Annotated in this window: 24 protein-coding genes; 6 read left to right on the plus strand and 18 right to left on the minus strand. The window is 58.3% G+C overall.

Annotated elements, in window-relative coordinates; translation table 11 throughout:
* Nucleotides 1–3: 3 nt before the first annotated feature.
* From thiO to ACYZTW_RS28950, 7 genes are read right to left on the minus strand one after another with little or no spacing between them, the layout of a single operon-like run.
* On the minus strand, nt 4–1,104 hold the full coding sequence (gene thiO / locus ACYZTW_RS28920) for a glycine oxidase ThiO (protein WP_462002768.1): 1,101 nt from the start codon (nt 1,102–1,104) through the stop codon (nt 4–6).
* A gap of 57 nt (nt 1,105–1,161) precedes the next feature.
* Nucleotides 1,162–1,557: a type IV pilin protein gene (locus ACYZTW_RS28925; protein WP_462002769.1), complete on the minus strand. Its 396-nt coding sequence runs from the start codon at nt 1,555–1,557 to the stop codon at nt 1,162–1,164.
* A 14-nt stretch (nt 1,558–1,571) separates the two neighbouring features.
* Entirely contained in the window at nt 1,572–4,655 is a 3,084-nt protein-coding gene (locus ACYZTW_RS28930) for a pilus assembly protein (protein ID WP_462002770.1), read from the minus strand.
* Entirely contained in the window at nt 4,642–5,121 is a 480-nt protein-coding gene (locus tag ACYZTW_RS28935) for a pilus assembly PilX family protein (protein ID WP_462002771.1), read from the minus strand. The genes ACYZTW_RS28930 and ACYZTW_RS28935 overlap by 14 nt, the downstream gene beginning before the upstream one ends.
* Before the next feature lie 11 nt (nt 5,122–5,132).
* Nucleotides 5,133–5,846, minus strand: a complete 714-nt coding sequence (locus tag ACYZTW_RS28940) for a PilW family protein (RefSeq protein ID WP_462002772.1) — start codon at nt 5,844–5,846, stop codon at nt 5,133–5,135.
* Nucleotides 5,843–6,292: a type IV pilus modification protein PilV gene (pilV, locus tag ACYZTW_RS28945; protein WP_462002773.1), complete on the minus strand. Its 450-nt coding sequence runs from the start codon at nt 6,290–6,292 to the stop codon at nt 5,843–5,845. The genes ACYZTW_RS28940 and pilV overlap by 4 nt, the downstream gene beginning before the upstream one ends.
* The gene (locus tag ACYZTW_RS28950) at nt 6,289–6,762 is read right to left on the minus strand and encodes a GspH/FimT family pseudopilin (protein ID WP_462002774.1); all 474 of its coding nucleotides are present in this window, start codon (nt 6,760–6,762) and stop codon (nt 6,289–6,291) included. Before ACYZTW_RS28950 ends, pilV begins: the two co-directional genes overlap by 4 nt.
* Before the next feature lie 131 nt (nt 6,763–6,893).
* Between ACYZTW_RS28950 and ACYZTW_RS28955 the strand changes: the two genes are divergently transcribed.
* Nucleotides 6,894–7,436 (plus strand): GspH/FimT family pseudopilin, encoded by a 543-nt coding sequence (locus ACYZTW_RS28955; protein ID WP_462002775.1) that lies wholly within the window; start codon nt 6,894–6,896, stop codon nt 7,434–7,436.
* Here the strand turns inward: ACYZTW_RS28955 and ispH are convergent.
* The 6 genes from ispH to murJ all read right to left on the minus strand — a co-directional run bounded on the left by ispH (nt 7,413) and on the right by murJ (nt 14,984).
* A complete protein-coding gene (gene ispH / locus ACYZTW_RS28960; protein WP_348124531.1) occupies nt 7,413–8,360 on the minus strand; it encodes a 4-hydroxy-3-methylbut-2-enyl diphosphate reductase in 948 nt (315 codons plus the stop codon). The two genes, ACYZTW_RS28955 and ispH, sit on opposite strands and share 24 nt — an antisense overlap.
* Nucleotides 8,361–8,583: 223 nt before the next feature.
* Nucleotides 8,584–9,021, minus strand: a complete 438-nt coding sequence (gene fkpB, locus ACYZTW_RS28965; RefSeq protein WP_178082707.1) for an FKBP-type peptidyl-prolyl cis-trans isomerase — start codon at nt 9,019–9,021, stop codon at nt 8,584–8,586.
* A 7-nt stretch (nt 9,022–9,028) separates the two neighbouring features.
* On the minus strand, nt 9,029–9,541 hold the full coding sequence (lspA, locus tag ACYZTW_RS28970; RefSeq protein WP_462002776.1) for a signal peptidase II: 513 nt from the start codon (nt 9,539–9,541) through the stop codon (nt 9,029–9,031).
* Complete coding sequence (gene ileS / locus ACYZTW_RS28975; RefSeq protein WP_462002777.1) at nt 9,534–12,365, minus strand: isoleucine--tRNA ligase; 2,832 nt, start codon at nt 12,363–12,365, stop codon at nt 9,534–9,536. The genes lspA and ileS overlap by 8 nt, the downstream gene beginning before the upstream one ends.
* On the minus strand, nt 12,366–13,316 hold the full coding sequence (gene ribF, locus ACYZTW_RS28980) for a bifunctional riboflavin kinase/FAD synthetase (RefSeq protein WP_056742826.1): 951 nt from the start codon (nt 13,314–13,316) through the stop codon (nt 12,366–12,368).
* 129 nt (nt 13,317–13,445) lie between these two features.
* Nucleotides 13,446–14,984, minus strand: a complete 1,539-nt coding sequence (murJ, locus tag ACYZTW_RS28985) for a murein biosynthesis integral membrane protein MurJ (protein WP_462002778.1) — start codon at nt 14,982–14,984, stop codon at nt 13,446–13,448.
* Between the two features lie 252 nt (nt 14,985–15,236).
* Here murJ and rpsT point away from each other — a divergent pair, with 252 nt between their 5' ends.
* Together rpsT and ACYZTW_RS28995 are read left to right on the plus strand one after the other, a co-directional pair.
* Nucleotides 15,237–15,515 (plus strand): 30S ribosomal protein S20, encoded by a 279-nt coding sequence (gene rpsT, locus ACYZTW_RS28990; RefSeq protein ID WP_008154937.1) that lies wholly within the window; start codon nt 15,237–15,239, stop codon nt 15,513–15,515.
* A gap of 110 nt (nt 15,516–15,625) precedes the next feature.
* On the plus strand, nt 15,626–17,050 hold the full coding sequence (locus ACYZTW_RS28995) for an IS1182 family transposase (protein ID WP_462002779.1): 1,425 nt from the start codon (nt 15,626–15,628) through the stop codon (nt 17,048–17,050).
* Nucleotides 17,051–17,306: 256 nt separating this feature from the next.
* Here ACYZTW_RS28995 and ACYZTW_RS29000 read toward each other — a convergent pair whose 3' ends face one another.
* The 5 genes from ACYZTW_RS29000 to rplU all read right to left on the minus strand — a co-directional run bounded on the left by ACYZTW_RS29000 (nt 17,307) and on the right by rplU (nt 21,067).
* Complete coding sequence (locus ACYZTW_RS29000; RefSeq protein ID WP_010467533.1) at nt 17,307–17,771, minus strand: CreA family protein; 465 nt, start codon at nt 17,769–17,771, stop codon at nt 17,307–17,309.
* A gap of 12 nt (nt 17,772–17,783) precedes the next feature.
* Nucleotides 17,784–18,902: a glutamate 5-kinase gene (proB, locus tag ACYZTW_RS29005; RefSeq protein WP_462005858.1), complete on the minus strand. Its 1,119-nt coding sequence runs from the start codon at nt 18,900–18,902 to the stop codon at nt 17,784–17,786.
* Between the two features lie 123 nt (nt 18,903–19,025).
* Entirely contained in the window at nt 19,026–20,249 is a 1,224-nt protein-coding gene (gene cgtA, locus ACYZTW_RS29010; protein ID WP_461955782.1) for an Obg family GTPase CgtA, read from the minus strand.
* Between the two features lie 193 nt (nt 20,250–20,442).
* A complete protein-coding gene (gene rpmA / locus ACYZTW_RS29015) occupies nt 20,443–20,718 on the minus strand; it encodes a 50S ribosomal protein L27 (protein ID WP_003215862.1) in 276 nt (91 codons plus the stop codon).
* Nucleotides 20,719–20,752: 34 nt separating this feature from the next.
* Nucleotides 20,753–21,067, minus strand: a complete 315-nt coding sequence (gene rplU, locus ACYZTW_RS29020; protein ID WP_003176051.1) for a 50S ribosomal protein L21 — start codon at nt 21,065–21,067, stop codon at nt 20,753–20,755.
* 240 nt (nt 21,068–21,307) lie between these two features.
* Between rplU and ACYZTW_RS29025 the strand changes: the two genes are divergently transcribed.
* From ACYZTW_RS29025 to ACYZTW_RS29035, 3 genes are all read left to right on the plus strand, one after another.
* On the plus strand, nt 21,308–22,276 hold the full coding sequence (locus ACYZTW_RS29025) for a polyprenyl synthetase family protein (protein WP_123367773.1): 969 nt from the start codon (nt 21,308–21,310) through the stop codon (nt 22,274–22,276).
* 180 nt (nt 22,277–22,456) lie between these two features.
* The gene (locus tag ACYZTW_RS29030; protein ID WP_462002780.1) at nt 22,457–22,798 is read left to right on the plus strand and encodes a zinc ribbon domain-containing protein YjdM; all 342 of its coding nucleotides are present in this window, start codon (nt 22,457–22,459) and stop codon (nt 22,796–22,798) included.
* Between the two features lie 206 nt (nt 22,799–23,004).
* Nucleotides 23,005–23,262, plus strand: coding sequence for a PA4570 family protein (locus ACYZTW_RS29035; protein WP_018925879.1), 258 nt, complete (start codon nt 23,005–23,007; stop codon nt 23,260–23,262).
* Nucleotides 23,263–23,351 lie beyond the last annotated feature (89 nt).

Below are 23,351 nucleotides of genomic sequence, written 5' to 3' on the forward strand. Positions count from 1 at the left end.
GTCTCAGATCCGTCCAGCCGGCGCATACGGAGCCGGATCAATGATCGGCTCACGGCCCAGCATCACATCCGCAAACAACTGACACGACGCCGGTGCCAGCACCAAGCCATTACGGTAATGCCCGCAATTGAGCCAAAGCCCTTCGAACCCTGGCACCCGACCGATGTAAGGAATGCCTTCCGGCGAGCCCGGGCGTAACCCGGCCCAGTGCCCCACGACCTCGGCATCCGCCAGTGCAGGAATCAACGCCACCGCCGACGCCTTCAGACTCTCCAGGGCCGATTCGGTCGGGGTCTTGTCGAAGCCTTCGTGTTCCAACGTACTGCCAATCAGAATGTGCCCGTCGCGCCGAGGAATCGCATAACGCCCCTTGGCCAGAACCATGCTCGGCAGAAAATCCGCTGCGCATTTGTAGAGAATCATCTGCCCTTTCACCGGCTCGACCGGCAGGTCCAGGCCCAGGCTTTTGAGTAAATCACCGCTCCAGGCGCCCGCAGTCAGCACCACCTGATCGCCATGAATCGCTCCCGCCGAGGTCTGCACCCCGACCACCGTAGCGCCTTCACGGATAAACCCGCTGACTTCACACTGCTCATGAATCGTTACGTTCGGCAGCGCCAGCAACGCAGCCTTGAGGGACTTCACCAGCCGCGGATTACGCACATTGGCCACATCGGCCATGTAGATCGCCCGGGAAAAACCGCTCCCCAACACCGGCACCGCGTCGTGAGCCGCCGAGATATCCACAGCCCGCAACGGACGGTTTTCCCGCTCGGCCCAAGCCAGCGCCTCGGCCTCATCATCCAGATCCAGCCAGTACAGCCCGGTGGTATGCACCTCGGGATCGACACCGGTGGCTGCAAACAGTCGCTCGCCCAGCTGTGGATAAAAATCCTGGGACCAATGCGCCAACGCGGTGACAGCAGGGCTGTAGCGCCACGGGTAGAGTGGCGAAACGATACCGCCACCGGCCCAGGACGACTCCTGACCGACGTTCGAGCGATCCAGGAGCACAACGCTTTGCACTTCGGACGCGAGATTGAACGCTGTCAGCAGGCCAATCACCCCGCCGCCGACAATCACCACTTGCTGTTGCCTGCTCATGTTCTGATCCAACCGTTAAATAGACAGAGGGCACAAAAGGCGCCCGAAAAAAGAAACTCAGCGACCCCAGCAATCCTTGGTTGCGGCCGTCGCATTGACCATGCTTCTGACGCCAGTGTTGGTGATGGTGAAATCCCCGCACTTGTCAGTCTCCATGGCTTTACCAGCCTTGCGAACTGCCGTCAGCAGGAAGGTCTGATCGGTCAGGGTCTGGGTAATGGTGTAAAAGTCATTGCCAGCACTCAGGCCAGCAACGCCGGTGTAGACATTGTTCTTCGAATAGAAACGCTCGAGGATCTGTGCCTGCTCGGAGAGCAGGCCGGCGACTTCAGTGCGGCGGCCCTTATTCACATACTCGGTGAGGCTCGGGTAGCCAAGGGTGATGACGATCCCGATGATCGCAATCACGATCATGATTTCGATCAGGGTAAAACCTCGGTTGAATCTGCGCATGCCTCAACTCTCACTTACTGTATTTGTCGCCACATGATGCGACGGCTGCCGCCGCCGGGCTTTTCCACCAGTGAGCTGATGCCACCGCTGGAGTCGTTCACAATCTTGCGGGACGCATTGTTGACGATCGCGTTCAGCGTCGGAATACCACCGGTGAAAATCACCCCGCTGGAAATCGAATCCTTGATGTCGACCAGCCCGTCGCCATTGGTGTCGAGCACCGCGTAATTGAGCATCTTACCGCTGAATGCATCCAGTTCGACCAGTTTGCCGGTACCGAAACTGTCGCAAGGGTCGGTGGTGTCCACGCTGGCCGTGGTGAACACGATCCGGTCGGCCACCAGACTGGCCTGATTAATCACCCGCTCACCGGTTAGCACGTTGTTGTACACCAGCGGCAGGTACCAGCCTTTTTTCGCCGGATAAGTCACGTCGTTCTGGCTGGTGGTAATGAACTGCCCACTGCTACCGGAGAACACACCGGTCACCGCCTGAGCCTGCAAACTGGATGTTGTGATTTTCCCGGAGCCACCTTCCGCATCCCATACTGCGTAGAACGCCTGAATATCTTTGTTGGTCTTGTCGGCCGTCTCATTGAATTTACCGGTGCCGAAAAACACGTCCTTCCCTCCCAACGAATTGTCCGCCAGCAATGGTTGCGCGGTAATCGGCTGGGTGACGCCACCGGCGGTGGTAAATAGCGGTTTGCGGGAAAACGCCAGGTCCCACGACCCCGGAGATTTGGCGCTCAAATCAAACTTCCACAGTCTCCCCTTCAAGTCGCCGCCATAAGCGGCCTGGACCACATTCTGCGAGTTGACCCGAAGTTTTACCGACGACAGGCCGTTGGTCGTCTCGGAGCCGTCGACCACGATTTTCTTGATCAGCGAGCCATCACGAATGTCGACCACGTACAACGCTGCCACCCCGGAGTTGCTGCCATAACCGTTGGAGATGAATGCCGCCCATCGACCGTCGGGATCGGCCAAGCGTGCCACTTCCGGTCGTGCATAGGCATAACCCAGATCATTGAAGTCGTTCTTGGAGTCGGGGGTGGTCGGCGCGCTGATTTCCCACAACGCCTTGGTCACATTGCCTGCCGAGGCGTCGAACAACTGCAACGCGTAGAAGGTCCTGCCCCCCGCTCCTGTTCCGCCCAATGCAAGGGTTTTCCAGGCACTGTTGAGTTGGGCATCGAACACGCCCACCTGGCCGTCCACCAAAAACTTGTGGCTCACCCCGTTTATGTAAGTCGGGTCGGCGATGTAGCGCAGTGACGGCAACACACTGGACGGCATAAAAGCGTAACGCCGTGTGCCATTGGACGTGTTGATGACGTTTACAAAGCCGTCGTTGGCGTTCACCACCAGGCTGGCGTTCATGCTTGTCGCTTTGGTTGCCAGATAGGTGCTGTAAGTAGTGTCGCCTGACAGGTCGGACGCGGTTTGATCCGTGGGTGACGCCAGCGCCAGCGGTGAATTGATGATGTCGCCAAGCAGCACACTGCGCACTTTCAGGCCAACCTTGTTGGTGCCCTTGCTCCACTCCACCAGATCGCTGCCGGTGATGCCTATGGGCAAACTCTGGTTGAGGGAGGTTTGCTGGGCAGGGGAAAAGTTGGCATAAGCCAGCGTCACGGCAGCTTTGGTCAGAGTATTCCAGGATTGATAGGTCGGCACCGTGGCACCGGGTACGATGGCGGTATCAGTGGTCCACAACACCGAGGCGGTGTTGACCGCGCCCCCGGAGGTAAATCCGTAAGACTTGATCGTGCCGCGCCAGTCCTTGGGATCGTAACTGCTCTGAAAGTAACTCGAATCGCTGGCCAGAATGGTCCCGCTGGTGACGCCACCCCCTCCGGAGCCGGCCTTGGAGGTGATGTCGCTCAGCGCCGACGACAGTGCACTGTTGAGTCCTGTACTGTCAGTCGCTTGGTAATACTTGCCCTGCCCGTAACTCGCCGCGTCCGACAACATCTGGTTCGAAGTGGCGAAACCCACTGTGTAGGTGTTCATGTTCTGCTTTGGAGAATCCGCTGCGTCCCAGCTTTTGCTCGCAGAGTCGGTGCCAGTCGTGCGCATGTCGATATCGAAGGCAAACTTGGCGATGTCATCCAGATAAAGGGTGTCGCCCTCATCGTCTCCGCCGGGGCCGTCGTTATCGACACCGTCCCAATTGGGTAGCCTGGGACCGCCCTGAGCAACGGCTTGTGGATCGTCAGTCGGAAAGGTCCGGTCATGGGTCGGCAAGCCGTCAGTGATCACCACACCGTAGTTTTTCTGGCACCGATACTGGATCGGGCTGGTGTAGGTGGCGGGAGCCGAGTTGTAGAACGGCGCCATACCGCGCATGTACCGGGTGACTTCGTAATAGGCTTCTGCCAACGGGGTATTGGCGACTGCAGTCAAGCCGTTGATCGACGCGACAAGGTCGTTAAAGTTGCTCTCCACGGACAGATCGCTGATGGAGCGGGCGATGAAGCCACCATTGCCGGGGTTGTTGCTGGTGACCGGGTTGAACGTCGCCAGGCCTATACGTAGCCCGCGGTTACTGGTCACCAGATCGGTGGACACCTTGCGCGCAACGTTCATCCGGTAATCGGTGGGGATTGAGCCAGTGGTGAAATCCTTGGTCGAACTATTCGCCAGACTGATCAGGTAAGACAGGTAGTTGGCCGAGTAACGGGTGTTCTGTCCGCCCACCGGATCGGGCAGTTTCAGGCAAAACGAATTCACCCCCTGAGAGCCTTTAAAAAAACCAACATAACCTGACGCACAGCCACCGCGATTGAGACTGGACAGAAAAATATTGGTATCGGTCATATTGAGGTTTTGTCCTTCCTGGCAGGAGTCATCTGAACTGCAGATGGTCACCTGAGGACGATTTGTGACCGTCGGATCGAAATCCGCCGCCCAGACGATGCTGTTCATGCTCCCCGAATCGTCGATCAACAACATCACATTCGGCGCGACAGCCGCGGCGCTCAACAGCGGAGAATCCGACGGCGTGAAGGCATACGCCGGCGCTGAAAGATAAAAACCCAACAACATGCCGCAAACCAGGCGCCACAGCACGGCGTGCCTTTTAGTACTTCGCATAGATACTCTCCACCACACTGCGCGAGTTGCCCGCAATGCCGACTGCGGTCACGCGGTACAGCGTTGTCGAGGTGTTGCTCGGCACATTCACGGCGGTCAGGGTGGTGCCGATGTTCTGGACCCCGTAAAAACCGCTGCCGGAGGCAATCCAGTTCACTCCCGAGGTGGAATTGAAACCGGCGCCGGTAATTGTCGACGACTCGGCTGGCGGTGCGCATTGGGCAGTGCCGCTGCAGACCGGCAACGAATAGGCATCCAGTTGCACCGCGCTTTCACCCACGCGCAACGCCGATTCGGCGCCCTGGAACGACTGGTTGCGCAGGGTCACACTGGCGGCCATTTTTTCCTGCAGAGTGGCGTTTTGCATCGATGAAAGACCGATCAGTGTCAGCAACAGAAGAAACACCAGGCTGACCAGCAGCGCCATGCCGCGCTGGGCGTGAGGGGTCTCGGCAGAAATACTCATCGGCCCTCCCCTCATGGCAATCGGTTGCGCAGAGCGGCAACCACGTTGAAGGTTTGATCGCGCACCTGATTGTTCGGGTCGGTGAGCGTCAACGTCAGGCGAACACTACGGATGCGCGCCGGGTCTGACGGGTTGGGACTGTAACTGGAGGCCGCCACATCGGTGGCGGAACTGGCGAGGCCGAAGCTCACATCGAAGGCGCTGACGTTATCCACCAGCACGAACTGAGTTGGCGTACCGCCACCGACGCCCATGGTCAGTTGTCCGTTCTTCAAGCTGTAGATCAGTCGTCGTATCGGAAACGCCAACTGCCCCGGTGCAGGTGTTCGCGTGCCAGTGTAAGCAGTCGCGGTGTTTCGACAGTCAGACACCACCGTCCAGACCGGCGCCCCGCCACTGCCGCCGACATCCGCAGTCACCAGGGTCAGTTTAAGCTTGGCATTGTCCCAACTGATCGGCGTTGTCTGACTGGCATTGAAGTCACCCGCCGAGCTTGAGTCGGTGATCGACCCCAGACAACCGAACATGCCGACCATGCGAATTTCCTGAATCAGTTTGCTCAGTGCAAAACGCGCATCTTCCTGCATCGCGGCAGCGGCGTTCTGGCTGACGTAGGTGTTCTTGGCCGCGATGAAAATCTGCGCCACGCCCAGCACCACGACCAAACTCAGTGCCAGGGCGATCAGTAACTCAATCAGGCCGAAACCTCTGCTGGACCGGTTCATGGTGTCGACACCGGGTCGACGGTGGCTCGACTGGTCAGGACGAAGCTGCGCCGCGAATTGGCGACATTCGCGGCCCGCGAGTCGTCCCAGGTGATTGTGATGGTGTACACCCGCTGATTGAGGGTGACGCTGCCGGTGGCGGTAGCGCCGAGCAAAGTGACGATGTTGGTGGTGAAGTCGTAGAGGTCCTGGTCCCGTGCGACGCTCATGTTTGCCGATGTCGGCGGCGTGACGGTGTAATCGGCAGCGGAGTTGGCGCGAATGCGATCCATCATGTCGTAGGCGATAAAACTCGCCTGGCTGGTCATCCGCGAGCTGTCGGTGTACTTCAGCGCATTGAGCTGAATCGCCGCCGCCCCCAACAGCCCAACACCCAGAATCAACAACGCAACCAAGACTTCGATCAGCGTCATGCCCTCCTGTGCCCGCTTGCTCCATCCCCTCATCCGCAACTTCCACCCAATAAAATTCGTCCGTTCAGACACACATTCAGCGTCCTGCTTTGCGTCCCCAGTACATAGCTGATCACTACCGCCGTGGACGGTGCCGATAACCCGCCCAGATTGTTGAAATCGATGGCGGTCACTCCTGAGGTTAGCGTCAGAGTCGCCCCGCTGCTCATCGCTGGAACAACCCGCAATACTTTGGCCAATTTGCCAGTACCGTCATAGACCGAAAGATCCCCGGTCCAGGCACCGCCTTGCGCAGTTGGGCGAACCCGGGTGGTGACACCCCGATCGATCGCCTCGAGCCGGGCGAAATTCAGACCCCGTTGCAGATCACCGATTTCGGTGTCGGCCTTGGTGCTTTGCACCGAATGGGTAAACGCCGGTACGGCCAGAGTGATCAGGACCAGAAATACCGCGAGCGCGATCAGCAACTCGATCAGCGTGAAACCTTTTGTACGATGATCCATCGGTGCCCTCCGTTGCCGTCGGCTATACCTGCTTTTACACGCTAGAACATTCGACCGGCAGGTGTTCGGTTGTTTTGCTATTACTCGCGCAGGGATCGCGCGGGCCGCAGCACTCCAGGGAGGGAGATAACATGCATCAGCGAGGTTTCAGCCTGATCGAACTGCTCATGGGACTGACAATTATCGGGATTGTTCTGCTATTGGTCAGTCCGGCGTTTGCAACACTTTCAGAATCGAATTATCGCGAGGAGGCGGCGCAGTCTCTGGTCAGCGGTATGCGCAGTGCCAGAAGCGAGGCGATCATGCGAAACCAGCCCGTTGTCATCCACGGGATAAACGACGACTGGAGCCAGGGCTGGCGGATCATTCTGGATGTAAATGGCAAAGGTCATGAGGACAGCAGTAATCCGCTGCTGGTCGAGCGCCGGAGTGGCACTCGGGTGCCGATTTTCGGCAATCAATATGTCAGAACTTCCGTACGATTCAGCCATTTGGGCGAACCACTGTACGGTGGTTTTCAATCGGGGACATTACACATTTGCGCATCAAACGAACCGCTGAGTCAGTACCAGGTGGTGCTGGCCGCGAGCGGTCGCGTCAGCCTGCGCAGCAAAAAGACTGCACAGGCGTTATGCGAGGGAGGAGAAAACTCAGAGCAGCGAGCGGACCCGTAACTCTTTAGGCATGGAGAAGGTGATGTTCTCCTCGCGACCGGCCAGTTCATCGGCACCGGTAGCGCCCCACGCCTGCAACTGCTGGATCACGCCACGCACCAGGACTTCCGGTGCGGAGGCGCCAGCGGTGATGCCGATTCGCTCGACACCCTCGAACCAGCTCTTTTGCAGGTCTTCGGCACCATCGATCAGGTAGGCCGGGGTGGCCATGCGCTCGGCCAGTTCACGCAAGCGATTGGAGTTGGAGCTGTTCGGGCTGCCGACCACCAGTACCACATCGCATTCGTCGGCCAGTTGCTTCACCGCGTCCTGACGGTTTTGCGTGGCGTAGCAGATGTCGTCCTTGCGCGGGCCACCGATCGCCGGGAAGCGTGTACGCAGTGCGTCGATGACGCGGCTGGTATCGTCCATGGACAGGGTGGTCTGGGTCACGAACGCCAGTTTTTCAGGGTTGTTCACCTGCAAGGCGGCGACGTCTTTCTCGTCTTCGACCAGGTAGATCGCGCCACCATTGCTGCCATCGTACTGGCCCATGGTGCCTTCGACTTCCGGGTGACCGGCGTGGCCGATGAGAATGCATTCACGGCCGTCGCGGCTGTAGCGCGCCACTTCGATGTGTACTTTGGTCACCAGGGGACAGGTGGCGTCGAACACCTTCAGGCCACGACCGGCGGCTTCGGTACGCACGGCCTGGGAAACACCGTGGGCACTGAAGATCACGATGACGTCATCCGGCACCTGATCCAGTTCTTCGACGAAGATCGCCCCGCGAGCACGCAGGTCTTCGACGACGAACTTGTTGTGGACCACTTCGTGGCGCACATAGATCGGCGGCCCGAAGACTTCCAGGGCGCGGTTGACGATTTCGATCGCGCGGTCCACACCGGCGCAGAAGCCACGGGGGTTGGCGAGTTTGATTTGCATGCTGTGCCTCGTGTCTTGCGCGCAAGAAAATAGCGAAAACAGTAGAAAAACTACTTACTGTGGGAGCGAGCCTTTGTGGTGAGGGGATTTATCCCCGTTCGATTGCGAAGCAATCGTAAACCAGACAGCGCGTTCTCATTCAAGACCGCGGTGGTTGGGTTCAGGGGCGCTTCGCACCCCAACGGGGATAAATCCCCTCGCCACAAAGGCTCGCTCCCACAGGTTACAGCGATTTGACGTTGATGATCTCGACGTCAAAGGTCAATGTCTTGCCGGCCAGCGGGTGGTTGAAGTCGATGGTCACTTGCTCGTCATCGAATGCCTTCACCACGCCGGGCAACTCAGTATTAGCCGCATCGTTAAAGATCACCAGCAAGCCCGGTGACAGTTCCATGTCCTTGAACTGCGAGCGCGGGATGATCTGTACGTTCTGCGGGTTGGGTTGGCCAAAAGCGTTTTCCGGCTGAATCGTCAGCGTACGCTTGTCGCCAGCCTTGAAGCCGAACAGCGCTGCTTCGAAACCTGGCAACAGGTTGCCGTCACCGACCTTGAAGGTCGCCGGGGCTTTGTCGAAGGTGCTGTCGACGGTGTCGCCGTTCTCCAGGCGCAGTGCAAAGTGCAAGGTGACTTCCGTGTTCTGGCGGATGCGTTGCTCAGCCAATACCTGTTCAGTCATGAACGGCTTCTCCGGTCTTTTTGCTTTTGAACATATCCAGCGCAAGCATCACGGCACCGACAGTAATTGCACTGTCGGCAAAGTTGAACGCCGGGAAATACCAGCGGTTCTGCCAATGCACCAGAATGAAATCGATCACATGGCCCAGGGCAATGCGGTCATACAGATTACCCAGCGCGCCACCCAGCACCAGCGCCAAAGCGACGGCCAGCCAGGTATCGTTGCGCCCCAGACGCTTGAGCCACACCACCAGCACCGCACTGACCGCGACCGCGATCAGGGCAAACAACCAGCGCTGCCAGCCGGAACTGTCGGCCAGGAAGCTGAACGCCGCGCCCGTGTTGTAAGCCAGGGTCCAGCTGAACAAATCGGGGATCACCACGATTTGCTGGTACATCTCGAGCTTGCCTTCGAAGTAGAACTTGCTGGCCTGGTCGATGACCAGGACCAGCAAACTCAACCAGAGCCAGCTCAGCCGTCCGAAACGGCCAGCCGCATTAGGCATAGTGACGAACCTCGCCAGCGCCGCTGATGTTGTCGACGCAACGACCGCAGATTTCCGGATGCTCCGGGTTCACGCCGACGTCTTCACGGCAGTGCCAGCAACGGGCGCACTTGGCGTGGCTCGACTTGACCACTTGCAGTTTCAAACCGCTGACTTCGGTGACTACCGCGTCCTCTGGTGCCTGAACAAAAGGTGCAACGGTAGCGGTCGAGGTGATCAGTACGAAGCGCAGTTCGTTGCTCAGCTTGGCCAGATCGGCGCTCAGCGCCTCTTCGGCGAACAGCGTCACTTCGGCTTGCAGGTTGCCACCGACAGCCTTGGCTGCGCGCTGGATCTCCATTTCCTTGTTGACCGCGACCTTCACCGCCATGATCCGCTCCCAGTAGGCGCGGTCCAGCTCGACGCCTTCCGGCAACTCGGTCAGGCCTTCGTACCAGGTGTTGAGCATCACGGATTCGTTACGCTGGCCCGGCAGGTATTCCCACAGCTCATCGGCGGTGAACGCCAGGATCGGCGCGATCCAGCGAACCAGCGCTTCGGAGATGTGGTACAGCGCGGTTTGCGCCGAACGGCGGGCCTTGCTGTTGGCACCAGTGGTGTACTGACGGTCTTTGATGATGTCGAGGTAGAAACCGCCCAGCTCCTGCACGCAGAAGTTGTGGATCTTGGAGTAGACGTTCCAGAAGCGGTACTCACCATAGTGCTCTTGCAGCTCACGTTGCAGCAGCAGGGTGCGGTCCACGGCCCAACGGTCCAGCGCCAGCATTTCTTCGGCGGGCAGGATGTCGGTGGCCGGGTTGAAGCCGGTCAGGTTGGAGAGCAGGAAACGCGCGGTGTTACGGATACGCCGGTAGGCGTCCGCACTGCGCTGCAGGATCTGCTCGGAAACCGCCATTTCACCCGAGTAGTCGGTAGAAGCGACCCACAGACGCATGATGTCGGCGCCCAGGGTGTCGTTGACCTTTTGCGGCGCGATCACGTTGCCCAGGGACTTGGACATCTTGCGGCCGGACTCATCGACGGTGAAGCCGTGAGTCAGCAGTTCGCGGTATGGCGCGTGGTTGTCGATGGCGCAACCGGTCAGCAACGACGAGTGGAACCAGCCACGGTGTTGGTCCGAACCTTCCAGGTACAGGTCGGCACGTGGACCGGTCTCGTGGCCCATCGGGTGCGAACCGCGCAGAACGTGCCAGTGCGTGGTACCGGAATCGAACCAGACATCCAGGGTGTCGCTGATCTTGTCGTACTGCGGCGCTTCGTCACCGAGCAACTCGGCGGCGTCCATCTTGAACCAGGCTTCGATGCCTTCGACTTCGACGCGCTTGGCGACTTCTTCCATCAATTCGGCGGTACGGGGGTGCAGTTCGCCGCTTTCCTTGTTCAGAAAGAACGGGATCGGCACGCCCCAGTTGCGCTGACGGGAGATGCACCAGTCCGGACGGTTGGCAATCATCGAGTGCAGGCGCGCCTGGCCCCAGGCCGGAACGAACTTGGTGTCTTCGATGGCTTTGATCGCGCGCTTGCGCAGGGTTTCGCCGCTGACAGGCTCTTTGTCCATGCCGATGAACCACTGCGCGGTGGCGCGGTAGATCAGCGGGGTCTTGTGGCGCCAGCAGTGCATGTAGCTGTGTTCAATGATGCTGGTGTGCAGCAACGCACCCACTTCGGTCAACTTGTCGACGATAGCCGGGTTGGCCTTCCAGATGAACTGGCCGCCGAAGAACTCCAGCGACGGTACGTAAACGCCGTTGCTTTGTACCGGATTGATGATGTCATCGTTGACCATGCCGTACTTCTTGCAGGTCACGAAGTCGTCCACGCCGTAGGCTGGCGAGGAGTGAACCACACCGGTGCCAGCGCCCAGCTCGACGTAGTCGGCCAGGTAAACCGGCGACAAGCGATCGTAGAACGGGTGACGGAAGTTGATCAGCTCCAGCTCTTTACCGGTGGTGGTCGCGATGACCGAACCTTCCAGGTTGTAACGGGCCAGGCACGACTCGACCAGCTCTTCAGCCAGCACCAGCAGTTTGTCGCCGACGTCGACCAGGGCGTAGTTGAATTCCGGGTGAACGTTCAACGCCTGGTTGGCCGGGATGGTCCACGGGGTGGTGGTCCAGATCACGATCGAGGCCGGTTTGCCCAGCGACGGCAGACCGAAAGCGGCAGCCAGCTTGGCTTCGTCGGCAATCGGGAACGCCACGTCGATGGTCGAGGACTTTTTGTTCTCGTACTCGACTTCTGCTTCAGCCAGGGCCGAACCGCAGTCGAAGCACCAGTTCACAGGCTTCAGACCCTTGAACACGAAACCGCCCTTGACGATTTCGGCCAAGGCGCGGATTTCGCCGGCCTCGTTTTTGAAGTCCATGGTCTTATACGGGTTGGCAAAGTCGCCCAACACGCCCAGACGGATGAATTCGGACTTCTGGCCTTCGATCTGCTCGGTGGCGTAGGCACGGCACAGTTCGCGGGTTTTGTCCGCGCCCAGGTTTTTACCGTGGGTCACTTCGACTTTGTGCTCGATCGGCAGGCCGTGGCAGTCCCAGCCCGGAACATAAGGCGCGTCGAAACCCGACAGGGTTTTCGAGCGGATAATCATGTCCTTGAGAATCTTGTTCAGCGCATGACCGATGTGAATCGTGCCGTTGGCGTACGGAGGACCGTCATGAAGTACAAACTTCGGACGATCCTTGCCAATCTCGCGCAACTTACCGTACAGGCCAATGCTGTCCCAGCGCTGCAGAATCTGCGGTTCGCGCTGAGGCAGGCCGGCCTTCATTGGGAAGGCGGTGTCCGGAAGGTTTAGCGTGGCTTTATAGTCGGTCATTTAAGGCTCTTCATTAGCGATTGGCGCTAGGTGCGACAGGGCACGGGCGGCGGCAACATCCGCATTGATCGCCGTCTTAAGCGCCTCCAGAGAGGCGAAACGCTGCTCTTCACGCAGCTTGTGGTGGAAAACCACCGTCAAACGCCGGTCATACAGATCGCCGGCAAAATCTAAAAGATGCACTTCGAGGTGGGCTTTGCCATCCCCTTGGACCGTGGGGCGCACGCCGATATTGGCGACGCCTGGCCAGGTCTTGCCGTCGATATCGACGTTGACCAGGTAAACCCCGGTCAGCGGCACGCGACGACGCTTGAGTTGTATGTTGGCCGTGGGCGTACCTAATTGGCGCGCCAGCTTCTGGCCATGCAGGACCCGTCCGGCAATCCGGAACGGACGTCCGAGCAGTCGCTCGGCCAGGGCAAAATCGGCAGCGGCCAGGGCATTGCGGACCTGGGTACTGCTGACGCGAATACCGTCCAGCTCCACGGTCTGCGCCGCTTCCACGGTAAAACCCTGAAGGACGCCAGCCTGTTGCAGGAAATCGAAATCCCCTACCCGGTCACAGCCGAAACGGAAATCGTCACCGACCTCAAGATGTTGCACACCGAGGCCGTCCACCAGAATGGTATCGACGAATTCGCTGGCGCTGAGCTTGCTCAAGCGCTGGTTGAAGGCCAGGCACAGCACCCGGTCGACACCTTCCTCGGCCAGCAGCTGCAATTTGTCTCGCAGGCGAGCCAGACGGGCCGGCGCCGTGTCCGGAGCGAAGAACTCTCGCGGCTGCGGCTCAAAAATCACCACGCAGCTGGGCACGCCCAACTCGAGCGCACGCTCACGGAGCCTCGCCAGGATAGCCTGGTGGCCGCGGTGAACACCGTCAAAGTTGCCAATAGTGGCGACACAGCCCCGATGCTGGGGGCGCAGGTTGTGGAGGCCTCGAACCAGCTGCATAACGCGCTTCTTGCTCATAAAGTGGTCGATTATAACCACACCCGGCGGCCGACGACAGGCAACACCGTAACCCAAAGTGATCGAGCCGACAAAACTGCCGGCTCGCCCGTGTATATTGAGGCCGCGACCTCAGCTCAAGGCCTTGCGATTGAAGTCGCGCAAACGGAAGCCCATCAACAGCAACATGCCGAAATAAGCGACCACTCCGGCAACGACCAATGCGCCCAGACGCAGGAACCGCTCCAGCATATGCCCCTGATCCCAGGCTGGCATGAAATGCATCCCGACCAGTAACACAGCAGACATCACCAACACTGCAATCACTAGCTTGAAGCCGAACTTCGCCCAACCCGGTTGCGGCTCATACATCTGCTGCTTGCGCAGTTGATAGAACAGCAGACCGGCGTTAATGCACGCGCCGATGCTGATAGCCAGCGCCAGACCGGCGTGGGCCAACGGGCCGATCAACGCCAGGTTAAACAATTGGGTAACGACCAGGGTAAAAATCGCGATTTTTACCGGCGTGCGGATGTTTTGTTGCGCATAAAAGCCCGGCGCCAGCACTTTGATCACGATAATCCCGAGCAAACCGACCGAATAAGCGATCAGCGCCCGTTGGGTCATGGAAGCGTCAAACGCGCTGAACTGGCCGTACTGGAACAGCGAAACGGTCAACGGCTCGGCGAGAATCCCCAGCGCCAGGGAGCACGGCAACACCAGCATGAAGCACAGGCGCAGACCCCAATCGAGGATTCGCGAGTATTCCTGACGATCCTTGCTGGCGTAGGTCTTGGCCAGGGTCGGCAGGAGAATAGTGCCCAGCGCCACGCCCAGAACGCCGGAAGGCAATTCCATCAACCGGTCGGCGTAGTACATCCAGGACACAGAACCGGCGACCAGGAACGAGGCGAAAATGGTATTGATGATCAGCGAAATCTGGCTCACCGAAACGCCGAGAATCGCCGGCAGCATTTGTTTCATGACCCGCCAGACGCCGCTGTCACGCAGGTTCAGTCGTGGCAACACCAGCAGACCGATCTTTTTCAGGTGCGGCAGCTGATAGAGCAATTGCGCCACACCACCTACCAGTACTGCCCAGCCCAGCGCCATGACCGGCGGATCGAAGTACGGCGTCAGGAACACCGAAAAGATGATCATGCTGACGTTGAGCAGGGTCGGCACGAAGGCCGGCACCGAGAAGCGGTTATAGGTATTGAGGATCGCCCCGGCCAATGAAGACAGGGAGATCAGCAATATATAAGGAAAGGTCACGCGCAACAGGCTGGCCGTCAGCTCGAATTTTTCCGGCGTATCGATGAAACCCGGCGCGGTCGCCCAGATGACCCACGGCGCAGCGATCATGCCCAAAGCGGTGACCAACGCCAGCACCAGCGTCAGCAGGCCCGAGACGTAGGCAATGAAGGTTCGCGTCGCCTCCTCGCCCTTCTGGCTTTTGTATTCGGCAAGAATCGGCACAAATGCCTGGGAAAATGCCCCCTCGGCGAAGATCCGCCGCAGCAGATTGGGCAATTTGAAGGCGATAAAGAAGGCGTCGGTCGCCATCCCCGCACCAAATGTACGCGCGATAAGGGTGTCACGAACGAACCCCAGAATCCGGGAAAGCATCGTGATAGAGCTGACGGCGGCCAACGATTTGAGCAGATTCATTGAAAGAGTTTGTGCCTGTCGATAAACAGCAGGCGAACAAAGCGCCTACTTATGCGATACTCCGCGCCGCAGCAGCACAGAGCCAAAGCTCGCGAGTTTACAGGTCAAGCGCCGGAAATAAATATCCCGCCTCTTTATACCTACCACTTAGCGGAACGTCTCAACCGCCCTTGACAAGACATCAACTCATCGGCATGATTCGCGGCCTATTTTGTTTGCTATTTCCTAAAAAGTCTTTCGAGGAGCTCGACGGTGGCCAACACACCTTCCGCCAAAAAACGTGCAAAACAGGCTGAGAAGCGTCGCAGCCACAACGCCAGCCTGCGTTCCATGGTTCGTACCTACATCAAGAATGTAGTTAAAGCCATTGACGCAAAAGACGCTGAAAAAGCTCAAGCTGCTTACGTTCTGGCCGTGCCAGTTATCGACCGTATGGCCGATAAAGGCATCATCCACAAGAACAAGGCTGCTCGTCATAAGAGCCGCCTGAACGGTCACGTCAAGGCTCTGAACCTTGCTGTTGCCGCATAAGCGATAAGCTTGTTAAAAAACCGACCCCAGCAGACTGTGTGAAAACCTAGCAATCTGCGCGGAGCTCAAAGAAAATGCTCCGTATCGAAAGATACGGAGCATTTTTCGTTATGGCCTACATCCAAGGACAGTCCCGCAGCCAGACCAGCCTGTTCCCGGTCTCGCTGGAAGAGTTGATCCCCGAGGATCACCTCGTTCGTGTGATCGACACCTACGTCGCCAAGCTTGATCTTGTGCGCTTGGGTTTTGATAAAGCCTTATCAAAAGGTACCGGGCGCCCCTCTTACGATCCCGCCGATCAGCTCAAGCTGTTCCTCTATGGCTATTTCCAGCGGATTCGCTCATCGCGGCGTCTCGAAGCCGAGTGCCAGCGCAACATCGAAGTGATGTGGTTGATCAACCGGCTCAAACCCGACTTCAAGACCATTGCCGACTTTCGCAAGAACAACAAAGCTGCCTTTATCGCGACCTGTCGTGCCTTCGTCCAGTTTTGCCGCACGGTGGGTCTCATCGCCGGCGAGCTGGTGGCCATCGATGGCAGCAAGTTTCAGGCGGTTGCTTCCTCGCGGCGTCATATGAATTTGAAGCGGCTCAAGCACCAGGAGCAGAAGCTGGATAAACGCATCGCTCAGTATTTGGCCGAGTTGGATGAGGCGGATAAAAACGAAGCCAATGAGGTGGTTGATCGCAGTGCGGTCAAGACGGCTTTGGCGCAACTTGAACTCAGGCACTCCAATAACCTGACGTGCCAGGCACTGATGAAATCAATGGAGCTTGAGCAATTCAATACCCACGAAAGCGATGCCCGAATGATGCGAACGCACAAAGGGCCGCGGGTTGCGTACAACGTGCAAACCGCCGTGGACGCTGAGCATTGCCTGATTCTGCATCATGAAGTCACTCAGGACAGTGATGATCGCAAGCAACTTGAGCCGATGGCCAAGGCCGCCAAGGAACAACTGCAGCAAGATGAACTGACGGTCACTGCCGATGCGGGCTACTCGAATGGCAGGCAGTTCCAGGCTTGTGAGGATGAGAACATCACGGTTTATGTACCGCCGAATCGGTCAAGTAACTCCTGCGGTAAGGAGCAGGCGTTCTTCGATCGAACAGTGTTTACCTACGATGCAGCGCAGGATCGATATCAATGTCCTGCCGGCAAATGGCTGACACTCAAGCAGATCAGTAAGGGGGATCGCATCTATCAGGCGGCGGTTAGCGACTGCGCCGCCTGTCCGCTGAAAGCGCAATGTACTGAGGCCCAGCGCCGCTATGTCACACGCCATGCTCATGAAGAGGCTTTCGAACGAATGGAGCAGCGAATGCTGGCGCATCCAGAAATGATGACCGCTCGAAGATCCATCGTTGAGCATCCGTTCGGCAACCTTAAGCAGTGGTTGTTTGGCAATGCTCGCTTCCTGCTGCGACAGCTTGAGGGTACAAGAGCCGAAATGGCCTTGGCAGTGAACGCCTACAACCTGAAACGAGCAATTAACGTGCTCGGCGCGCGCCAACTGATGGCGTTGATGGGCTGAAAAGCCTTTTTCGCCTGCTGTCTGCACAAAAGCAAACGCCCCGAACAAGTCGGGGCGTTTGCTTGGAACCACCATCAGTGCGTTTTCACACAGCCTGCCAGGGTCGGTTTTTTATTGCCTGCGATTTAACAACTGCCGAGCAAAAAAATGTGGGAGCGAGCCTGCTCGCGAAGGGGTCGTTACATTCAACATCATCGTTGACTGTTACGCCGCTTTCGCGAGCAGGCTCACTCCCACAATTTGGATATTCGCCAGCTTATTGAGCGTGCGTCCACGGCAGGATCGGGATGGCTGTCACCGCATTCTGCGGACTGCCCTCGATCAAACGATCGCTGTAGACCAGGTACACCAGCGTATTGCGCTTCTTGTCGAGGAATCGCACCACCTGCATGGTCTTGAACACCAGCGACGTGCGCTCCTTGAACACCTCGTCACCATCCTTCAACTCGCCTTTGAAGCTGATCGGTCCGACCTGACGACAAGCGATCGACGCTTCAGCGCGATCTTCAGCCAATCCCAGACCACCCTTCACGCCGCCAGTCTTGGCTCGCGACAGGTAGCAGGTCACACCCTCGACCTTGGGATCATCAAACGCCTCGACGACGATACGGTCGTTCGGGCCGACAAACTTGAACACCGTCGACACCTGACCAATCTCCTCGGCCGAGGCCAACAGCGGCATCGCCAACAGCAGACCCAACAATCCTTTTGCCACGCGCATTCAGGTATTCCTTCAGACCAGGATCAGGTTATCGCGATGAACCAGTTCCGGCTCCGCCATGTAACCCAACAGACCGACAATCGCCTCAGACGACTGACCGATGATTTTCTGTGCTTCCAGCGCGCTGTAGTTGGCCAGACCTCGGGCGATTTCACGACCGTCCGGCGCCACGCAAACCACCATCTCGCCACGACGGAAGCTGCCCTGGACCAGTTTGACGCCCACAGGCAGCAAACTTTTGTTGCCTTTGGACAGCGCCGTCACCGCACCGGCATCCAGCACGAGCGTGCCGCGGGTTTGCAGGTGCCCGGCCAGCCATTGCTTGCGCGCCGCCAACAGGCCGCGCTCAGGCGACAGCAAGGTGCCGATGCGCTCGCCCGCCTTGAGGCGATCCAGCACACGCTCAATACGCCCGCCAACGATGATGGTATGCGCACCAGAACGAGCCGCCAGCCGCGCAGCACGCAATTTGGTCTGCATGCCGCCACGACCCAGCGCACCACCCGTACCGCCAGCCACCGCGTCCAGCGCCGGATCATCGGCGCGCGCTTCGTAAATCAGGCTGGCGTTAGGGTTATTACGCGGATCGGCGTCGAACATGCCGTCGCGATCGGTAAGGATCACCAACAGATCAGCCTCGACCAGGTTGGCCACCAGCGCCGCGAGCGTGTCGTTGTCGCCGAAACGTATCTCATCAGTGACCACGGTGTCGTTTTCGTTGATCACCGGAATAACCTTCAGCTCAACCAACGCGCGCAAGGTGCTGCGGGCGTTCAGGTAGCGCTTGCGGTCGGACAAGTCGTCGTGCGTCAGGAGAATCTGTGCGGTATGCCGGCCATGCTCGGCAAAGCTCGATTCCCAGGCCTGCACCAACCCCATCTGACCAATGGCGGCAGCGGCCTGCAACTCGTGCATCGCACTGGGTCGTACGGTCCAGCCCAAGCTACTCATGCCGGCCGCCACCGCCCCGGAGGACACCAGCACCAGCTCGACGCCAGCCTCATGCAAAGCCACCATCTGCTCGACCCAAACACCCATTGCCGCGCGATCCAGGCCCTTGCCGTCCGCCGTCAGCAACGCGCTGCCGATCTTCACGACCCAACGCTGCGCACCTGTCACCTTGCTCCGCATCATCTTCAACCTTAGCTTGAGGACAGCGCGACCCAGCGCTGCCCGTAACGTTATTCGTGACTACCGATTTCCAGATACTAAAACGCCGCTCTAGTGAGCGGCGCTTAAGTTTATCGCAACGAATCAGTCACGCACGTAAATGATTTCCGGACCGTCTTCGTCATCCACATCTTCTTCGTCCCAATCATCGTCGCCGATGTCATGGACCGACTTCACGCCGCTACGGCGCAGGGCACGCTGGTCATCCAGAGCCTGCAGCTGAGCACGGGCTTCGTCTTCGATACGCTGATCGAGCTCGGCCAACTCTTCTTTGTAGGCCGGATCGTTAGCCAGGCGATCAGCGCGATCTTCCATGTAGCGCATGATGTCGTGGCACAGACGCTCGGTGCCCAACTTGGAGATGGCCGAGATCACGTAGACCGGACCGGTCCACTCCAGGCGATCAACGATCTCCTTGACGCGAGCATCGTGCTCTTCTTCAAGGATCTGGTCGCACTTGTTCAGCACCAACCAACGATCCCGCTCAGCCAGGGACGGGCTGAACTTGGTCAGTTCGCTGACGATCACTTCAGCAGCATCCGGCGCACTGGCGTCATCGAGCGGCGCCATGTCCACGAGGTGCAGCAACAGACGCGTACGCGACAAGTGCTTGAGGAAGCGAATCCCCAGGCCTGCGCCATCGGAAGCGCCTTCGATCAGACCCGGAATGTCCGCGACCACGAAGCTTTTCCAGCGATCGACGCTGACCACACCCAGGTTCGGCACCAAGGTGGTGAACGGGTAGTCGGCGACTTTCGGCTTGGCGGCCGACACCGAACGAATGAAGGTACTTTTGCCAGCGTTCGGCAAGCCCAGCAGACCGACGTCAGCCAACACTTTCATTTCCAGCTTCAGATCACGCGCTTCACCCGGCTTGCCCGGCGTGGTCTGACGCGGAGCACGGTTGGTGCTGGATTTGAATCGGGTGTTACCCAGACCGTGCCAGCCGCCGTGAGCAACCAACAGACGCTGACCCGCCTTGGTCAGGTCGCCAATCACTTCCTGAGTAGCGGAGTCGATGACGGTAGTGCCAACCGGAACACGCAGGACCAGCTCTTCACCTTTCTTACCGGTGCAGTCGGTGCTGCCGCCGTTGGAACCACGCTCGGCATCAAAGTGCCGGGTGTAACGGTAGTCCACCAGCGTGTTGAGGTTTTCGTCGGCGATCATGTAGACCGAGCCGCCATCACCACCGTCACCGCCGTTCGGGCCGCCGTTTTCAATGAATTTTTCGCGACGGAAGCTCATGCAACCGTTGCCGCCGTCACCGGCCTTTACTCGAATCGATACTTCATCAACAAACTTCATAACAAAACGCCTCTCGTCATACGGACGAGCCGAAAAAACCAAGACATAAGACTCTTGCAAAAATGAGCGCAGCGACCTCAATCAACGACCGCAAATCCAGCGCTGGAGCCCATCACAAACAGCTTTGCAAGAGACTCACCCCACAAACGAAAAAGCCCCGTCGCGAGACAGGGCTTTTCCAGCAACTACGTAATTATGCCGCGACGACTTCAGTCTTCGGGACAATGCTCACGTAACGGCGGTTGAAAGCGCCTTTTACTTCAAACTTGATCACGCCGTCGATTTTAGCGAACAGAGTGTGATCTTTACCCATGCCAACACCGTAACCGGCGTGGAATTGGGTGCCGCGCTGACGCACGATGATGTTGCCCGGAATGATAACCTGGCCGCCATACATCTTCACGCCAAGGCGTTTGGCTTCTGAGTCGCGACCGTTACGGGTACTACCACCAGCTTTTTTGTGTGCCATGAGTCAATTCTCCTAGTGAGGAATTAGGCTGAAATTAAGCCTGAATACCGGTGATTTTGATCTCGGTGTACCACTGGCGGTGGCCCATACGCTTCATGTGGTGCTTACGACGACGGAACTTGATGATGCGGACTTTATCGTGACGACCTTGGGAGATCACTTCAGCCACAACGGTAGCGCCAGCAACAACTGGAGCGCCGATGTTCACGTCATCGCCATTGGCGACCAACAGAACGCGATCAAAAGTAACGGATTCGCCGGTAGCGATTTCCAGTTTTTCGATCTTCAGGTATTCACCTGGGGCGACCTTGTATTGCTTGCCACCAGTAACAATTACTGCGTACGACATGGTATTTCTCCGATAATCCTGCTCACCCAGCTCTTTATAAGAAGAGGTATTGGCTGGCATGGCTGCATAAGGCTGGAAGGCCTGTTTGCAATTGCGTAAGGCAGGTGCTGCCCAGGAAGTTCAGGGTGCGCGATTGTACGCAAGCTACCGGGGTGATGCAAGAGGCCGTCCATCGTACCTTGACACCCGCCGACGTGGGTCCTAGCATGCCGCGCAACCCTTCTGGAGCAACTGTCGCTGATGCAACCCCAAGCTTTCTACCGCGCGGTGGCGGACGATTTTAGCGCCGTCGACGGCATCATCAAGAAGCAGCTGACTTCCCGAGTGCCGCTGGTATCGAAAATCGGCGATTACATTACCTCGGCCGGCGGCAAACGCCTGCGTCCTTTATTAGTGTTGCTGTGTGGCAAGGCCCTGGGCCGCGAAGGCGATGACCTGCGCCTGCTGGCCGCGACCATCGAGTTCCTGCACACCGCCACCCTGCTGCATGACGACGTGGTCGACATGTCCGGCATGCGCCGTGGCCGCTCGACCGCCAACGCCATGTGGGGCAACGCCCCTAGCGTGCTGGTGGGCGACTTCCTGTATTCGCGCTCCTTCGAAATGATGGTCGAACTGGGCTCCATGCCGGTGATGAAGATCCTTTCTCAAGCCACGCGCATCATTGCCGAAGGCGAAGTGTTGCAGCTGTCCAAGGTCCGTGACGCCAGCACCACCGAAGAAACCTACATGGAAGTCATCCGCGGCAAGACCGCGATGCTCTTCGAAGCGTCGACCCACAGTGCGGCAGCGCTCTGCGAAGCTACATCGGAACAGGCAGAAGCCCTGCGTACGTTTGGCGATCATCTGGGCGTGGCGTTCCAATTGGTCGACGACTTGCTGGACTACAAAGGCGACGCCGAAACCCTGGGCAAGAACGTCGGTGACGATCTGGCCGAAGGCAAGCCGACCCTGCCGCTGATCTACACCATGCGCGAAGGCACGCCGGAGCAGGCTGCACTGGTACGCAAGGCGATCCAGAAAGGCGGCATCGAAGACCTGGAAAGCATCCGCGAAGCAGTGGAAGCCTCAGGTTCGCTGGATTACACCGCCCAACTGGCCCGTGACTACGTGGCCCGCGCGATCAAATGCCTCGACGCGCTGCCTGCCAGCGAATACCGCGATGCACTGGTTGAGTTAAGTGAGTTTGCGGTAGCCCGCACGCACTGATACTGCCCACTGTGGGAGCGAGCCTGCTCGCGAATGCAATCTGCCAGTCGACATCGATGCTGACTGACACATCGCTTTCGCGAGCAGGCTCGCTCCCACAGGTTTTTGGGCGCCACCCCCTCCCACCTAAAACCCTATACAATGTGCGCTTTTTAGCGATCCTGAATCCAAGGAGCTTTAGTGAGCACGTTGCCACCCTGCCCAAAATGCAATTCCGAATACACCTACGAAGACGGCGCCCAGCTGATCTGCCCTGAGTGCGCCCATGAGTGGTCCGCCAGCGGCGAAGCCGAAGCAGTGTCCGATGACACCGTGAAAAAGGATTCGGTCGGCAACGTCCTGCAGGACGGCGATACCATCACCGTGATCAAGGACCTGAAGGTCAAAGGCACGTCGCTGGTGGTCAAGGTCGGCACCAAGGTCAAGAACATCCGCCTGTGCGAGGGTGATCACGACATCGACTGCAAGATCGACGGCATCGGCCCGATGAAGCTCAAATCCGAGTTCGTCAGAAAAGTCTGAGCCTGCTGTATTCCATCCCTCGCCCTGCGTGGGATGGTGCTTCACCCTCCCCCGCTTCCCCCAACAATCCCTCGCAATAGCCAAACGCCAGCCGTTTTGACCTTACGCAACCTTTACCCTTAAAAAAACACAAACAGCCAATAGGTTCTTGCTATTTAATGAATAAAAATTATTCTCATTGAAACCCATCAATGGAGATGAGACCCATGACTTATTTGATCGATGCCTGGCTGGACCGCCCACACCCTTACCTCAGGATCCTGCATCGGGAAACCGGGGAAGTCTGTGCGGTACTTGAAGAAGAAGCCTTGAACGAGCTGCAGGATCAGGGTGATCTGGACGTCAACGGCTTGAGTTCCAGCGAGCCGGTGGTGCTCAAGGAACTGGTGCGCAATCTGTTTCTGTTCTGCTATGCCCGGGCATTGCGCCCGTCTCATGATCTCAATACCAAGTTCGAAGTATGAAGATCATCGCAAAACCTGTGGGAGCGAGCCGGCTCCGGGCGGCGTTCCGACGAAGGCTGACTAACATTCAACATCTCTGTCGACTGTTT

The sequence above is a fragment of the Pseudomonas sp. LB3P25 genome, assembly GCF_054897985.1.

Bases quoted from the DNA above. Each gene is read 5' to 3' on its own strand.
- thiO (WP_462002768.1), bottom strand. From the start codon at position 1,104: ATGAGCAGGCAACAGCAAGTGGTGATTGTCGGCGGCGGGGTGATTGGC.
- ACYZTW_RS28925 (WP_462002769.1), bottom strand. From the start codon at position 1,557: ATGCGCAGATTCAACCGAGGTTTTACCCTGATCGAAATCATGATCGTG.
- ACYZTW_RS28930 (WP_462002770.1), bottom strand. From the start codon at position 4,655: ATGCGAAGTACTAAAAGGCACGCCGTGCTGTGGCGCCTGGTTTGCGGC.
- ACYZTW_RS28935 (WP_462002771.1), bottom strand. From the start codon at position 5,121: ATGAGTATTTCTGCCGAGACCCCTCACGCCCAGCGCGGCATGGCGCTG.
- ACYZTW_RS28940 (WP_462002772.1), bottom strand. From the start codon at position 5,846: ATGAACCGGTCCAGCAGAGGTTTCGGCCTGATTGAGTTACTGATCGCC.
- pilV (WP_462002773.1), bottom strand. From the start codon at position 6,292: ATGAGGGGATGGAGCAAGCGGGCACAGGAGGGCATGACGCTGATCGAA.
- ACYZTW_RS28950 (WP_462002774.1), bottom strand. From the start codon at position 6,762: ATGGATCATCGTACAAAAGGTTTCACGCTGATCGAGTTGCTGATCGCG.
- ACYZTW_RS28955 (WP_462002775.1), top strand. From the start codon at position 6,894: ATGCATCAGCGAGGTTTCAGCCTGATCGAACTGCTCATGGGACTGACA.
- ispH (WP_348124531.1), bottom strand. From the start codon at position 8,360: ATGCAAATCAAACTCGCCAACCCCCGTGGCTTCTGCGCCGGTGTGGAC.
- lspA (WP_462002776.1), bottom strand. From the start codon at position 9,541: ATGCCTAATGCGGCTGGCCGTTTCGGACGGCTGAGCTGGCTCTGGTTG.
- ileS (WP_462002777.1), bottom strand. From the start codon at position 12,365: ATGACCGACTATAAAGCCACGCTAAACCTTCCGGACACCGCCTTCCCA.
- ribF (WP_056742826.1), bottom strand. From the start codon at position 13,316: ATGCAGCTGGTTCGAGGCCTCCACAACCTGCGCCCCCAGCATCGGGGC.
- murJ (WP_462002778.1), bottom strand. From the start codon at position 14,984: ATGAATCTGCTCAAATCGTTGGCCGCCGTCAGCTCTATCACGATGCTT.
- ACYZTW_RS28995 (WP_462002779.1), top strand. From the start codon at position 15,626: ATGGCCTACATCCAAGGACAGTCCCGCAGCCAGACCAGCCTGTTCCCG.
- ACYZTW_RS29000 (WP_010467533.1), bottom strand. From the start codon at position 17,771: ATGCGCGTGGCAAAAGGATTGTTGGGTCTGCTGTTGGCGATGCCGCTG.
- proB (WP_462005858.1), bottom strand. From the start codon at position 18,902: ATGCGGAGCAAGGTGACAGGTGCGCAGCGTTGGGTCGTGAAGATCGGC.
- cgtA (WP_461955782.1), bottom strand. From the start codon at position 20,249: ATGAAGTTTGTTGATGAAGTATCGATTCGAGTAAAGGCCGGTGACGGC.
- rpmA (WP_003215862.1), bottom strand. From the start codon at position 20,718: ATGGCACACAAAAAAGCTGGTGGTAGTACCCGTAACGGTCGCGACTCA.
- rplU (WP_003176051.1), bottom strand. From the start codon at position 21,067: ATGTCGTACGCAGTAATTGTTACTGGTGGCAAGCAATACAAGGTCGCC.
- ACYZTW_RS29025 (WP_123367773.1), top strand. From the start codon at position 21,308: ATGCAACCCCAAGCTTTCTACCGCGCGGTGGCGGACGATTTTAGCGCC.
- ACYZTW_RS29035 (WP_018925879.1), top strand. From the start codon at position 23,005: ATGACTTATTTGATCGATGCCTGGCTGGACCGCCCACACCCTTACCTC.